The sequence below is a fragment of the Pseudomonas sp. Y3 TE3536 genome, assembly GCF_053629175.1.
Map to the genome: position 1 here is coordinate 5061998 of NZ_JBRJHU010000001.1, position 15886 is coordinate 5077883.

At 65.9% G+C, this 15886-nt stretch carries 3 protein-coding genes; all 3 read left to right on the forward strand.

The annotated features are described in order from the left end of the window. Positions 1-19: 19 nt before the first annotated feature. The 3 genes from AB7M33_RS22770 (at position 20) to macA (ending at position 15885) form a co-directional block, all read left to right on the forward strand. Entirely contained in the window at positions 20-3343 is a 3324-nt protein-coding gene (locus AB7M33_RS22770; protein WP_454243674.1) for an amino acid adenylation domain-containing protein, read from the forward strand. Then, positions 3340-14664 carry an amino acid adenylation domain-containing protein gene (locus AB7M33_RS22775; protein ID WP_454243675.1) on the forward strand — a complete coding sequence of 3775 codons (11325 nt, stop codon included), beginning with the start codon at positions 3340-3342 and terminating at the stop codon, positions 14662-14664. Before AB7M33_RS22770 ends, AB7M33_RS22775 begins: the two co-directional genes overlap by 4 nt. Before the next feature lie 63 nt (positions 14665-14727). Beyond that, a complete protein-coding gene (macA, locus tag AB7M33_RS22780) occupies positions 14728-15885 on the forward strand; it encodes a macrolide transporter subunit MacA (protein WP_027596798.1) in 1158 nt (385 codons plus the stop codon). Position 15886: the final 1 nt, after the last annotated feature.

Sequence of the window (15886 nt, forward strand, 5' to 3'; positions counted from 1 at the left end):
CATGCTAGGCGTTGAGCGAGTGGGCCGGCACGATAACTTCTTCGAGCTGGGTGGCCACTCGTTGCTGGCGGTGAACCTGACCGCGCGCTTGCGCCGCGAGGGCGTGCAGGTGGATGTGCGTACGCTGTTTGGCCAGCCGACGGTGGCGGCACTGGCGACGACCCTGGGCCAGGTGCAACAGGTGCAGGTGCCGGACAACCTGATCCCGGCCGGCTGCCCGCACATCACTCCCGGCATGCTGCCGCTGGTGGCGCTGGAGCAGGCGGCCATCGACCGTATCGTTGCCCAGGTACCCGGCGGTGCCCGCAATGTGCAGGACATCTACCCGCTGGCACCCTTGCAGGAGGGCATCCTGTACCACCACCTCAGCGCGCAGGGGCACGACCCTTATGTGCTGCAGTCGCGCTTCGGGTTCGCCAGCCGCGAACACTTGAACAACTTCGCGGCAGCATTGGACAAGGTCATCGCCCGCCACGACGTGCTGCGCACAGCGGTACTCTGGGAAGGCCTGCCGCAGCCGGTGCAGGTGGTCTGGCGGCAGGCGCCGTTGTTGGTCATGGCGCGTGGTCGCGACAGCGAGGCAATGCTCGACCTGAGCAAGGCACCGCTGATCCGTCTGCTGTACACGCAGCAGCCGGGCGCGGCCCGCATCGAAGCCACCTTGCAGTTCCACCACATCGTGCTCGACCACACGGCCATGGAAGTGGTCGGCGAGGAGCTGATCGGTTACCTGCAGGGTGCGGCCGAGCCGGCCCAGGCACCGGTGCCGTACCGCAACTACGTGGCCCAGGCGCGGCTGGGTATCAGCCAGGCCGAGCATGAAGCGTTCTTCCGCGGGCAACTGGCGGATATCGACGCGCCAACGCTGCCGTTCGGCCTTAGCGATGTGCAGGGTGACGGCCGTGACATCGAGGAGGCCCAGCTGTGGCTGCGTGACGACCTGGCACAACGGCTGCGCCAACAAGGCCGGCAATTGGGTATCAGCGTCGCCAGCCTGTTCCACCTGGCCTGGGCGCGCCTGCTGGCGGCCGCCAGTGGCCAGGACAGCGTGGTGTTCGGCACCGTACTGTTGGGCCGCCTGCAAGGCGGTGAAGGCGCCGAGCGGGCGCTGGGCATGTTCATCAACACCTTGCCGCTGCGGCTCGACCTGGGCGGTATCAGCCTGCGTGAAGGGGCCCGTGCTACCCATCAGCGCCTCAGTGCCTTGCTGGCCCACGAGCATGCATCGCTGGCGTTGGCCCAGCGCTGCAGTGGCGTGGCTGCGCCCTTGCCGTTGTTCAGCGCCATGCTCAACTACCGGCACAGCACGCAGGTCACTGACAGCCAGCGGCAGGCGACGCAAGGTATCGACAACCTGGAAAGCCAGGAACGCAGCAACTACCCGCTGGGCTTGAACGTTGACGACCTGGGGGAGGGCTTCCGCCTGGTTGCCATGACCCCGGCCGACGTAGGCGCGGCGCGTATCTGTGGGCAGATGAACCAGGTGTTGGAGGCCATGGTCGAGGCGCTGGAGCAGACGCCGGAACTGCCGGTGCAGCGCTTGCCGGTGCTGGAAGCGCAGGAGCGTGAGCGTGTGCTGCTGGGCTTCAACGACACGGCGGTGGATTATGGCCTTGAGCAGACCCTGCACGGGATGATCGAGGCGCAGGTGTTGCGTACGCCGGATGCGGTCGCGGTTAAAGCCGAAGAAGGCATACTGAGCTATCGCCAGCTGAATGAGCAGGCCAACCGCCTTGCGCATCACCTGATTGAGCTCGGTGTTAAACCTGATGATCGGGTGGCGATCTGCGTCGAACGTGGGCTGTCGATGGTGGTTGGCCTGATGGCCATCCTCAAGGCGGGCGGCGCGTATGTGCCGGTTGACCCCGATTACCCAGCTGAACGCGTGCGACATATGCTGAGCGACAGCGCGCCGGTGGCGGTGCTGGTGCACAGTGCTACCCGTCATGTATCGGATTCGACCCAGGTTATCGACCTGGATCAGCCGACCTGGAACGCCCAGCCTTCCAGCAATCCAGTTGTCACCAGCTTGACCCCGCGTCACCTGGCCTACGTGATCTACACCTCAGGCTCCACCGGCTTGCCGAAGGGCGTGATGAATGAGCATGCCGGCGTGGTTAACCGCCTGTTGTGGATGCAAGACGCCTATAACCTCGGCGCTGAAGACGTGGTCTTGCAGAAGACCCCGTTCAGCTTCGACGTGTCGGTATGGGAATTCCTCTGGCCGCTGCAAACCGGCGCACGTCTGGTCATGGCGCGCCCCGGCGGCCATCGCGATCCGGAGTACCTGCGTCAAGTGATCCGTAGCGAAAACGTCACCACCTTGCACTTCGTGCCCTCGATGCTGGATGTGTTCCTGGCTCACGGCCAAATATCGGCAGATGGTCTCAAGCGCGTCCTGTGCAGCGGCGAAGCTTTGCCAGGCAGCCTGGTCCGACGCTTCCACGCGCAATTGCCAGCCGTTGAACTGCACAACCTGTACGGCCCGACCGAAGCAGCGGTGGACGTGAGCGCCTGGCATTGTGTGACGGCACCAGACAACACCCCCATCGGCAAACCCATCGCCAACACCACGCTGTATGTACTCGATACGCTGGGTCAACCCGTACCGCAAGGCGTGGCTGGCGAGCTGTTCATCGGCGGCGTGCAAGTCGCCCGAGGCTACCTGAACCGCATCGAACTGACCGCCGAACGCTTCCTCGACGACCCGTTCAGCACCCGCCCTGGTGCACGCCTGTACCGCACCGGCGACCTGGCGCGGCACCTGACCGATGGCAACATCGAATACCTGGGCCGCAACGATGACCAAGTGAAGCTGCGCGGCCTGCGCATCGAGCTCGGTGAAATCCAGGCTGGCCTGACGGCCATCGAAGGCGTGAAGGAAGCCGTCGTTGTTGCCCGCGACCAGCGTCTGGTGGCGTATTACACCGGTGAACAGCAAGCCGCAGACGTTCTGCGCACGGCATTGCTGGCCCACCTGCCGGAGTTCATGGTGCCCGCGCTGTTCCTGCACCTGGACGCACTACCCCTGAGCCCCAACGGCAAACTCGACCGCAAGGCTTTGCCACTGCCGGATACCGACGCCCTGCAAAGCCGCGTGTACGAAGCGCCAGAAGGCGAAACCGAAACCCTGCTGGCAACGATATGGGCTGAGCTGCTGGGCGTGGAGCGGGTAGGGCGCCACGACAACTTCTTCGAACTGGGCGGCCATTCGCTGCTGGCGGTGACCCTCACCTCCCGCCTGCGTGATCAAGGCCTGGAAGCCGACGTGCGCGCCCTGTTCGACCAACCGACCTTGGCGGGCTACGCAGCCATCACAGACAGAATGGAGATCGTCCTGTGAGCATCAACCAACTACTGGCAACACTGACGGCCAAAAACGTGCAACTGGCGTTGAAGGACGGCCAACTGGCCGTCCAGGGCAACCGTCAGGCCCTGACCGACCCCGCGTTGGTGGCGCAACTGCGTGAACACAAGCCAACGCTGGTGGCGATGATCGAGCGCGGCGAGTACGTGGCCGTGAAACAGGGCGCGGTACACGGGCCGTCCAACCTCATCGAGCCGGGCTGCACGCGCATTACGCCGCAGCACCTCAACCTGATCGACCTGGACCAGGGCACCCTTGACCGCATCGTCGCTTGCATCCCCGGCGGCGCGGCTAACGTGCAAGACATCTACCCACTGGCACCGCTGCAGCAGGGCATGCTGTTCCACCACGCCAGTGCCACCGACAGCGACCCGTACGTGATGCAGGCGCGTTTCGTGTTTGCCAACGAGGCCCGCTTGCAGGCGTTTGCCGATGCGCTGCGTGGTGTAATTGCCCGCCACGACATCTTGCGCACCTCGGTTCACTGGGAAGGCCTGGAAACGCCGGTGCAGGTGGTCTGGCGCCGCGCTGACCTGCAGGTGGCGACGTTACCCGACAACGACCCCATGCGCAGCAGGCTCGACCTGACCCAGGCACCGCTAATCCGCCTGCTGCGTGAGGCCGAGCAAGCCGATGGCGCACTGACCGCCACCCTGCAGTTCCACCATATCGCCATGGACCACAGTGCCTTGGAAGTGGTGCGTCACGAACTGATCGCGTTTCTGGCCGGCGAGGGTGATCGGCTGGGCACCCCGGTGCCGTTTCGCAATTATGTGGCACAAGCCGTGCTGGGTATCAGCGAGGCCGAACACGAGGCGTTTTTCCGCGACATGCTGGGTGGGATCGACGCGTCGACCCTGGCCTACGGCATCCAGGATGTGCAAGGCGTGGGCGAGGTGCACAACGAGCACGCGCTCGACCTGCCACTTGCGCTGTGCCAGCAGCTACGCAGCCAGGCGCGTAGCCTGGGCGTGAGCGTCGCCAGCCTCTTCCACCTGGCCTGGGGCCGCGTGCTGGGCGGGCTGACGGGGCGCGAGCAGGTGGTGTTCGGCACAGTGCTGATGGGGCGCTTGCAGGGCGCCGAAGCCACCGACCGGGCGCTGGGGATTTTCATCAATACCCTGCCGGTACGCGTTGACCTGGACAGTGCTGACTTGCCGACGGCGATCCGCGCCACCCACCAGCGGCTGAGCGCATTGATGCGCCATGAACACGCGCCACTGGCCCTGGCCCAGCGGTGCAGCGGCGTGGCGGCGCCGGCGCCGCTGTTCAATGCCTTGCTCAACTACCGCCACAGCGCAGTGGACAGCACCCAGCCACGCCGCGCAGCCCTGGCCGGCATCGACATCGTCGAGTCTGCCGAGGCTACCAACTATCCCTTGACGCTCAGCGTCGACGACTTGGGCGAAGCGTTTCGCCTGACCTTGCTGGCCAGCCCCGAAGTGCCGGCGCAGCGCGTCTGTGCTTACCTGCAGCAGACCCTCGAAAGCCTGGTGCAGGCACCGCAGTCGTCGGTCCTGGCGCTGGCCATGCTCCCCGACAGCGAGCGCACGGAGCTGCTGGAAGCGTTCAACGATTATCCGGCCCCGTATGAGCGGCAACTGACCCTGCACCAGCGCATTGCACACCGCGCCGAGCTGCACCCTGACACCGTCGCCGCCACCTGTAACGGTACGCGCTTGAGTTACGCCGAGCTCAACCGCCAGGCCAATGCCCTGGCGCAGCACCTGATCAACCTGGGCGTGCGGCCTGACGACCGCGTCGCCGTGGTGGCGCGGCGCAGCCTTCAGACGCTGGTCGGCTTGTTGGCGGTACTCAAGGCCGGAGCCGGTTACGTGCCGGTAGACCCCTCCCACCCGGATGAGCGCGTGCACTACCTGCTGAATGACAGCGGCCCGGTAGCGGTGCTGACGCAGCAGGCGCTGCGTGAGCGCCTGGGGCCTGTCGCGGTGCCCGTGGTGCTGCTCGACCAGCCGCACTGGCCTGTATGCGAGAGCGACCCGGTTGTGCCGGGGCTGAGCGCGTGCCACCTGGCCTATGTGATCTACACCTCCGGTTCCACCGGGCAGCCCAAGGGCGTGATGGTCGAGCACCAGACCGTCAACAACCTGGTCGACTGGCACTGCCGCGCCTTCGACCTGTGCCATGGCCGACACACTTCGAGCCTGGCCGGTTTTGGTTTCGACGCCATGGCCTGGGAAGTCTGGCCGGCGTTGTGCGCCGGGGCCACGTTGCACCTGGCGCCGGCGTCGGAGGGCAACGACGACCTGGATGCCATGCTTGCCTGGTGGCAGGCGCAGCCCCTGGACGTGAGCTTCTTGCCGACGCCGGTGGCCGAGTATGCCTTCAACCATCAGCTCGAACACCCGACCCTACGCACCCTGTTGATCGGCGGTGACCGCCTGCGCCAGTTCAACCGCACCCAGCGCTTTGCCGTGGTCAACAACTACGGCCCGACCGAAACCACGGTGGTGGCCAGCTCCGGCGTGGTGGAAGCGGGCGGGGCGCTGCACATCGGTCGGCCGGTCGATAACGCCCGTCTGTACGTACTCGACCCACACCTGCAGCCTGTCGCGCTGGGTGTGCCAGGTGAGCTGTACATTGGTGGCGCGGGGGTTGCCCGGGGCTACCTGAACCGCCCGGCGCTCACCGCCGAGCGCTTCCTCGACGACCCCTTCGCCGCCCGTGGGCGCATGTACCGCACAGGCGACCTGGTGCGCTGGCTGGCGGACGGCACCCTGGACTACCTGGGGCGCAACGACGACCAGGTCAAGATCCGCGGCGTGCGCATCGAACTGGGCGAGATCGAAAGTCGGCTGAACGCCCTGGCTGGCATTGATGAAGCCGTAGTACTGGCCCGTGAGGACCAGCCCGGCCAGCCGCGACTGGTGGCCTACTTCACCGCCCAGGCAGGTGTCGAACCGCTCACCCCAGAAGGCCTACGCAGCCAATTGCAGGCGCACTTACCGGAATACATGGTGCCGGTGGCCTATGTCGAGCTGCCGGCGTTGCCGCTGACGGCCAACGGCAAACTCGACCGCCGCGCATTGCCACGCCCGGAGCGCTCGGCGCTGTTCGAGCAGGGCTACGAGGCCCCCGAAGGGGCGTTGGAGCAGGCGCTGGCAACACTATGGGCCGAGTTGCTGCACGTTGAGCGAGTCGGCCGTCGCGACCATTTTTTCAGCTTGGGCGGGCATTCACTGCTGGCGATGCGCATGGTCTCCCAGGTGCGCCTGCGCCTGGGTGTCGAACTGAGCCTGGCCGACCTGTTCGCCAACCCCGAGCTGGCCGCGGTGGCCGAGGTACTGGCCCATGCCGGGCGCAGTGAGCTGCCAGCGATACGCCCGGTGCCGCGCGATGCGCCGCTGCCGATGTCGTTCGCCCAACAGCGGCTGTGGTTCCTGGCGCAAATGGAAGGCGGCAACCAGGCTTACAATGTGCCGCTGGCCCTGGGCCTGCGCGGGGCACTGGATGCCGATGCGCTGGAAGCGGCCTTGCTGGGCATCCTCGAGCGCCACGAGACCTTGCGCAGCCGCTTCGTACCACGCGATGACAGTGCCGAGGTGGTGCTGGCTACCACTGCGGGTGCCGATTGGTTCCAGCGTGAAGACCTGAGCGTCGAGGCGCTGCCGGCCCGCTTGCATGAAGTGGCCAGCGCGCCTTTCGACCTGGCCCACGGGCCACTGCTGCGTGCGCGTTTGCTGCGTTTGAGCGCAGAGCATCACGTGCTAGCGCTGACCGTGCACCACATCGTTTCCGACGGCTGGTCGCTGGGCGTGCTGACCCGCGAACTGAGCGCGCTGTATACGGCCTGCTGCCAGGGCCAGGATAATCCGCTGCCGGCCCTGGACATCCAGTACGGCGACTATGCCGTGTGGCAGCGCCGCTGGTTGGCCGGCGCCCAGTTGCAGCGCCAGGCCGATTACTGGCGCCAGGCCCTGGACGGTGCACCCAGCCTGCTCAAGCTGCCCAGTGATCGCCCACGCCCCGAACGCCAGGACTTTGCCGGCGCAAGCCTGCCACTGCAGTTGCAGCCCCGCCTGGCGGCTGGCCTGCGCAGCCTGGCCCAGCGCCACGGGGTAACCCTGTACATGGCCGTGCTCAGCGCCTGGGCCGCCGTGCTGACGCGGCTGTCCGGCCAGGGCGAAATCGTCATCGGTTGCCCTGTGGCGGGCCGCGGCCGTGCCGAGCTGGAGCCGCTGGTTGGCTTGTTCGTCAATACCCTGGCCGTGCGCATCGACACGGCTGCCGCACCGACGGCGCAAACCCTGCTGGAGCAGGTCCGTACGCGCGTGCTGGAGGCTCAGGCGCACCAGGACCTGCCATTCGAGCAGGTGGTGGAAATCGTCCGCCCAGTGCGCAGCCTCGGCCACACCCCCTTGTTCCAGGCCACGCTCAACTGGCAGGCGATCGAAGGTGCAGCCTTGCAACTGCCGGGCCTGCAGTTGGAGGCCGTGGCCCAGGCTGGCCAGGTCGCCAAGTTCGACCTGACGCTGAACCTCGGCGAGTTCGGCGACACGCTGGCCGGCAGCCTGGACTACGCCACCTCGCTGTTCGACGAAGCAACCGTGCGGCGCTATGTCGGCTACTTCGAGACCTTGCTCTGGGCCATGATCGGCGATGATCAACAGCCGCTGGCACAGGTGCCGTTGCTTGGCGACGCCGAGCGCCAGACCTTGCTGCACAGTTTCAATGCCACGCAACGCGATTACCCCCGTGACCTGGCCGTGCAGCAGGTGTTCGAGCAGCGCGTGGCGCGCCATCCCCTGGCCGTGGCGGCAGTGCAGGGCGACCAGGCGCTGTGCTACGGGGCACTCAACGAACGCGCCAACCGCCTGGCCCATTACCTGATGGGCGCAGGTGTGGTACCGGGTGCCTATGTGGCCGTGCTGCTGCCGCGCACGTTGCACTTGCTGGTGGCGCAACTGGCCGTGCTCAAGTGTGGCGCGGTCTATGTACCGCTCGACATTCATGCCCCGACCGAGCGCCAGGCCTTCATCGTCGAGGATTGCCAGGCCTCCGCGCTGCTGACGCTTGCTGGCACACCGGTTGAGTATGCGGTGCCGCGGGTCGACCTGGACCAACTGGTCCTCGATGACCAGCCTGGCCACAACCCTGGGGTGGCCCAGGACGCTGGCAGTGCGGCCTATGTGATGTACACCTCTGGCACCACAGGCAAACCCAAGGGCGTGTGCGTGCCGCACCGGGGTATTGCGCGGTTGGTGCTGAACGAGCGGTATGCCGGGTTGCTGGCCAGCGACCGCATCGCTTTCGCTTCCAACCCGGCGTTCGATGCCAGCACCCTGGAGGTGTGGGGCGCATTGCTCAATGGCGGGCAGGTGCGGGTGATCGACCACCGCACGCTGGTCGACCCGGCACTTTTCGCGAAGGCGCTGGCGGAGCAGGGCATCACCGTTCTGTTTTTGACCACGGCGTTGTTCAACCAGTACGTGCAGTTGATCCCCGAGGCCCTGGCCGCGCTGCGTGTGCTGATCAGCGGCGGTGAGCGTGCCGAACCTGCAGCCTTCCGCACGCTGCTGCACAAAGCACCTGGGCTGCGCCTGCTCAATGGCTACGGGCCCACCGAAACCACCACGTTCGCGGTTACCTGCGAGGTGCGTGAATTGGCGCCCGATGCAGCCCAAGTGCCGATTGGTCGGCCGATCGGCAATACCCAGGTGTATGTGCTGGACGCCTGGCAACAGCCCGTGCCGCAAGGCGTGGTCGGTGAACTGTATATCGGCGGCGACGGCGTGGCCCTGGGTTACCTGAACCGCCCAGAACTGACGGCGCAGCGGTTTATCGATGACCCGTTCAGCCCGCAGCCGGGCGCTCGGCTGTACCGCACCGGCGACCTGGTGCGCTGGCAGGCCGACGGCCAACTGGAGTGCCTGGGGCGCAATGACGACCAGGTCAAGATTCGCGGTTACCGGATCGAGCTGGGCGAAATCGAGCAGCAGTTGGCACTGGCACCGGGTGTCGGTGAAGTCGTGGTGATGGCTGTGCCGAACGAGCAGGGCCCACTGCGGCTGGTGGCCTGGTTTACCCGGCACGAGGCCCCAGTGGAGGCCGCTGACCTGCGAGCCTTCCTGCGTGGGCGCTTGCCGGATTACATGGTGCCTACCGCATTTGTGGCATTGCCGCGGATGCCACTGAACAACAATGGCAAAGTTGATCGCCAGGCCTTGCCGGCGCCGGCACCCCAGGACTTGGCGGTGACAGCGTACGAAGCACCGGAAGGCGAGCGCGAGCAGGCGCTGGCCACGTTGTGGGGCGAACTGCTGCACCTGGAACGCGTCGGGCGTCACGACCGCTTCTTCGAATTGGGCGGCCATTCACTGCTGGCGATGCGCATGCTGGCCCAAGTTCGCCAACGCCTGGGGCTGGAGCTGGCATTGGGCGACCTGTTTGCCGATGACAGCCTGGCAGCGGTGGCCGCCTGCCTTGCGCGTGACGGTGATACCTTGCCGGCCATCCAGCCGGGCCTGCGAGACGGTGCTTTACCGCTTTCGTTCGCCCAGCAGCGGCTGTGGTTTTTGGCGCAGATGGAGGAGGCCAGCGCGGCCTATCACATTCCCCTGGCCCTGCGCCTGGAGGGCCGTTTGGACTCTGGGGCGCTGGAGCGCGCGTTAAGGCGCCTGGTCGAGCGCCATGAAAGCTTGCGCAGCCATTTTGTCGAACAGGAAGGCGAGCCGCAGGTGGTGCTGGCAACCGGCAGCGAAGGCTTCCTGTTTGGCCGGGACCTTTGCCAGGGCCTGGATGAAGCCGCTATTGCGGCGTTGATCCGCCAGGAGGCGAGCCAACCCTTCGTGCTTAGCCGCGACCTGCCGGTGCGTGGGCGCCTGCTGCAGCTGGCCGAGGACCACCACCTGCTACTGCTGACCTTGCACCACCTGGTGGCCGACGGTTGGTCGCTGGGGGTGTTGGTGCGCGAGCTTGGCGAGTTGTACCAAGCCTTCAGTTGCGGTGGCGACGACCCCTTGCCGGCCTTGCCCGTGCAGTACATCGACTATGCCTTGTGGCAGCGGCGCTGGCTGAGCGGCGATGCGCTGCGCCAACAGGCGGATTACTGGGTTGGCCAGCTGGCCGGGGCACCGGCGCTGCTCAGCTTGCCTTGGGATCACCCACGGCCAGAGCGTCAGCAGTATGCCGGTGACAGTGTCGCGCTGAGCCTGGACCCGCGCCTGAGTATCGAGCTCAAAGCCGTGTGCCGGCGCCATGGCGTCACGCCTTACATGCTGTTCATGGCGGCCTGGGCGGTGCTATTGAGCCGGCTGGCCGGCCAGGATGAAGTGGTGATCGGCTCGCCGGTAGCCAACCGCAGGCAGGCTGAAGTGGATGGCCTGGTCGGCATGTTCGTCAATGCCATGGCGTTGCGCGTGGACACCTCGGGGGCACCGGATGTGGCCACGCTGCTGGCCCGGGTAAAGGCCGTGGTGCTGGGCGGGCAGGCGCATCAGGACTTGCCGTTCGAGCAGGTGGTCGAGTTGCTGCGCCCGCGCCGAAGCCTTGCGCATACGCCGCTGTACCAGGCCACCCTGGACTGGGACGCCAGCCCGGAGCGCCAGGCGCTGCAACTGGCCGACCTGTCGGTGAGCGCAGTGAGTGGGCCTGCGTGCATTGCCAAGTTCGACCTGAGCCTGAGCCTGGGTGAGCGCGCCGAAGGTTTTGCCGGCGGTATCGTGTTTGCCACAGCCCTGTTCGAACGCTCGACCATCGCGCGTTATGCGGGGTATTTCCAACAACTGCTGTGGGCCTTCGTGGAGAGCGATCGGGCCATTCCGGGCCATGTCGGTTTGCCGGATGCCGATGAGCGCAAGCGGTTGTTGCAGGGCTTTAACGACACGGCGGTGGATTATGACCTTGAGCAGACCCTGCACGGGATGATCGAGGCGCAGGTGTTGCGTACGCCGGATGCGATCGCGGTTAAAGCCGAAGAAGGGGTACTGAGCTATTGCCAGCTGAATGAGCAGGCCAACCGATTAGCGCATCACCTGATTGAACTGGGTGTTAAACCTGATGATCGGGTGGCGATCTGCGTCGAGCGTGGGCTGTCGATGGTGGTTGGTTTGCTGGCCATCCTCAAGGCGGGTGGCGCGTATGTGCCGGTTGACCCGGATTACCCAGCTGAGCGCGTGCGGCATATGCTGAGCGACAGCGCGCCGGTGGCGGTGCTGGTGCACAGTGCTACGCGGCACGTACCGGATTCGGCCCAGGTTATCGACCTCGATCAGCCGACCTGGAACGCCCAGCCGTCCAGCAACCCAGTTGTCACCAACTTGACCCCGCGTCACCTTGCTTACGTGATCTACACCTCAGGTTCCACCGGCTTGCCGAAGGGTGTGATGAACGAGCATGCCGGCGTGGTCAACCGCCTGTTGTGGATGCAAGACGCCTATTACCTCGGCGCTGAAGACGTGGTCTTGCAGAAGACCCCGTTCAGCTTCGACGTGTCGGTATGGGAATTCCTCTGGCCCCTGCAAACCGGCGCGCGCCTGGTCATGGCGCGTCCCGGCGGCCATCGCGATCCGGAGTGCCTGCGTCAGCTGATCCGCAGCGAAAACGTCACCACCTTGCACTTCGTGCCCTCGATGCTCGATGTGTTCCTGGCCCATGGCGACGCTTCGGCCGAAGGCCTCAAACGCGTCCTGTGCAGCGGCGAGGCCTTGCCGGGCAGCCTGGTCCGACGCTTCCACGCGCAATTGCCAACCGTTGAACTGCACAACCTGTACGGCCCGACTGAAGCAGCGGTGGACGTGAGTGCCTGGCACTGCGTGACCGCACCAGACAACACCCCCATCGGCAAACCCATCGCCAACACGACGCTGTACGTACTCGACAGCCAAGGCCAGCCGGTCCCGCAAGGCGTGGCCGGCGAACTGTTCATCGGCGGCGTGCAAGTCGCCCGAGGCTACCTCAACCGCGCCGAACTGACCGCCGAACGCTTCCTCGACGACCCGTTCAGCACCCGCCCTGGTGCACGCCTGTACCGCACCGGCGACCTGGCGCGTCACCTGGCCGATGGCAACATCGAATACCTGGGCCGTAACGATGACCAGGTCAAAATCCACGGCTTGCGCATCGAACTGGGCGAAATTCAGGCCTGCCTGACGCGAATAGAGGGGGTCAAGGAGGCCGTGGTGATCGCTCATGATCAGCAGTTGCTCGCTTACTACACGGGCGAGTCGTTCCCGGTGGAGGCGCTGCGCTCGGCATTGCTCGGGCGCCTGCCGACCTTCATGGTGCCGGCGCTGTTCGTCCACCTGCAGGCACTGCCCTTGAGCCCCAACGGCAAGCTCGACCGCAAGGCTTTGCCATTACCGGATAGCGAGGCCTTGCAGAACCGCGAGTACCAAGCGCCAGAAGGTGAAACCGAAACCCTGTTGGCAACGATCTGGTCCGAACTGTTGGGCGTGGAGCGGGTAGGGCGGCACGACAACTTCTTCGAGCTGGGCGGCCACTCCCTGGCGGCAATCCGGCTGGTCGACAAGATGACCAAGGCGGGCCTGAAGGTGGCCATCAACGATGTGTTCCAGCACCCCAGCGTAGCGTTGCTGGCGGCCAGGCTCGGCAGCCCTGACGCTGCGCACCGCGGGGTGATCCGGGTGCGTGCAGGGGGCAGCCAGACGCCGCTGTTCCTGGTTCACGAATTCACCGGCCTGGATTTCTACTTCCCGGTGCTGGGCCAGCACCTTCCCGGTGATTTCGCGCTCTATGGACTGCCCGGCATCCCGGCCGATCAACCGCAGCCACAGACGCTCGAGTGCCTGGCCCGCTACCAGATCGAACAGATGCGCAGCGTGCAGCCACAGGGGCCGTATCGCTTGGCAGGCTGGTCATTCGGTGGGGTAGTGGCCTTCGAAATGGCTAACCAATTGCTGGGTGTGGACGAGGAGGTCGAATTCCTCGGCTTGATCGACACCTATGTGCCGCGCCTGGCCGACCAGGGCAAGGCGCGCTGGGAGGGGCCACGTGCACTCGAACGGCAGTTGCTGTTGAACTGCAGCACGTTCTGGCGCACGCAAGACTCGGCAGGCGCCGACAAGCTGGCACGCCTGCAGCAACTGGAGGCCGGTCAGGCCGATTTTGCCACGCTGGTCGCCAGCTGCCGCGAGCACCAGTTGCTCTATGGGCTGTGGGCGAGCATGAGCGACGCGCAACTGCTGCACTACTTCACCCGTGAACTGGCACACGGCCATGCGCTGGCACATTACCGCCCTTCACCGTTGAGCGTGCCGGTGCACCTGCTGCGCGCCGAACAGGGCAGTGACAGCCAGTCGACTCTGGGCTGGCGCGAGACCTTGCCGTCCCAGGCCCTGATCCTCCTGGGCGTGCCGGGGGACCACCGCAGCATGATGCAGGCGCCCCACGTGGCCGCGCTCGGTCAGGCGCTTGGCCAACTATTGGACACTGTGCCTAGCACGAGCAGCACCAAGGCAGCGGCTTATCAGCCCTTGGTGGCGATCCAGACCGGTCAGCACGGGCATGCACCGTTGTTTTGCGTGCCGGGGGCTGGCGACAGCGTCACCAGCTTCATAGGCCTGGCCGAGGCCCTGGGCCCGGACTGGCCGCTGTACGGCCTGCAGGCGCGGGGGCTGGACGGCTGCTCGGTGCCGCACACTTCGGTGGAGGCTGCTGCCGATTGCCATGTGCAGGCCATCGAGGCGCTTTATCCGCAAGGGCCGCTGAACCTGGTCGGGCATTCGTTTGGCGGCTGGGTGGCACATGCCATGGCTGCCCGGTTCGAGGCCAAGGGCCGGCAGGTGCGTTCATTGACACTGATCGACAGCGAAGCGCCGGGTGAGGGCGGCACCTGTGGCCAGCCCTACACCCTGGGCGCAGCCTTGCAGCGGCTGATCGAGGCGTTGCAGCTGTCCACCGGCAAAACCCTGGGTATGGACCCACGCGCCTTTGCCGAGGCCAGCGACGACCAGCAGTTGAGCCAGCTGCACGCGGCCATGGTGCGGGTCGGATTACTGCCGGCGCGGTCGCAGCCAGGGGCGCTGGACGGCACCGTACGGACCTTCGCCACGGCGTTGCGCACGGCCTACCGGCCAACGTTGAGCTACCACGGGCCGGTCGGCCTGGTGCTGGTAGATGACCCGGGCCTGGATGCCTTGGGCAATGCCCGCGAGCATGCCGCCATGCAGGCCGGTTGGCAGCAACTGATGCCCAAGCTTGCGCTGTGGCAGGGGCCCGGTGACCACTTCAGCATCCTCAAGGTGCCGGATGTGTTCAGCCTGGCGGCCTGGTGGCACGACGGGCAGGCGCTGCACCACGGCAAGGTTACCCCTTAAAGATGGGCCTTCCCGGCCCCACTGGGGCCGGGTTATGCGAATCCGAAGAGATAGTGAGTGTTCATGGAAAAGTCCAGATTCCGCAAATACAGCCTCGGCATCGCCGTGGCCCTGGTCGCCGGCATCACGCTGTATGCCGTCCAGGCCCCGGCCAAGCCGCCGCAATACATCACCGCCACGGTCGAGCGTGGCGACATCGAAAACGCCGTGTTGGCCACCGGCACGTTGCAGGGCATCAAGCAGGTTGACGTCGGCGCCCAGGTGTCGGGCCAGTTGCGCTCGTTGAAGGTCAAACTGGGTGACAAGGTCACCGAGGGCCAGTGGCTGGCCGAAATCGACCCGCTGGTGCTGCGCAATACCTTGCGCCAGGCTGAGGTCGACGAGGACAAATTGCAGGCCGAGCGCCGTTCTAGCCTGGCCCAGCTCAAGCAGGCCAGGCGGGTGTATGAGCGCTATCGCGAACTGCAGGCCGACGAGTCGGTATCGCGCCAGGACTTCGAGAACGCCGAGTCCGAATACGAGGTGCAGCAGGCCGCCGTGCGCTCGCTCGATGCGCAAATCCAGAGTGCCCGGGTCGAGATCGACACGGCCAAGGTCAACCTGGGCTACACCCGTATCAATGCACCGATCAACGGCCATGTGGTGGGCATCGTCACGCAAGAAGGGCAGACCGTGATCGCCAACCAGTTGGCGCCCGTGCTGCTCAAGCTGGCCGACCTCGACACCATGACCGTCAAGGCGCAGGTGTCGGAAGCCGATGTGATCCACATCAGCCCAGGCCAACCGGTGTACTTCACCATCCTCGGTGAAGACAAACGCTACTACGCCAAGCTGCGCGGCACCGAACCGGCCCCGCAGAACTACGCGCAAAGCACCGACAACAGCGATGGCAGCGCCACGAAACCCAATGGCGCGGTGTTTTACAACGCCCTGTTCGAGGTGGCGAACCCCGAGCACCGCCTGCGCATCTCGATGACCGCGCAGGTGCACATCGTGCTCGACACGGCCGAAGGCGTGCTCACTGTGCCGGTGGCCGCCCTGGGCGCGCGCAATGGCGACGGCAGCTTCCCGGTGCGGGTGCTCGATGCCAAGGGCTTCGCCCAGGTGCGCAACGTGCAGGCGGGGATCAACAACAACGTCAAAGTGCAGATCAAGGATGGCCTGGCTGAAGGTGACCGTGTGGTGATCGGCGAACCGGTGTCTGGCGAAGCAGGGGCGTGAG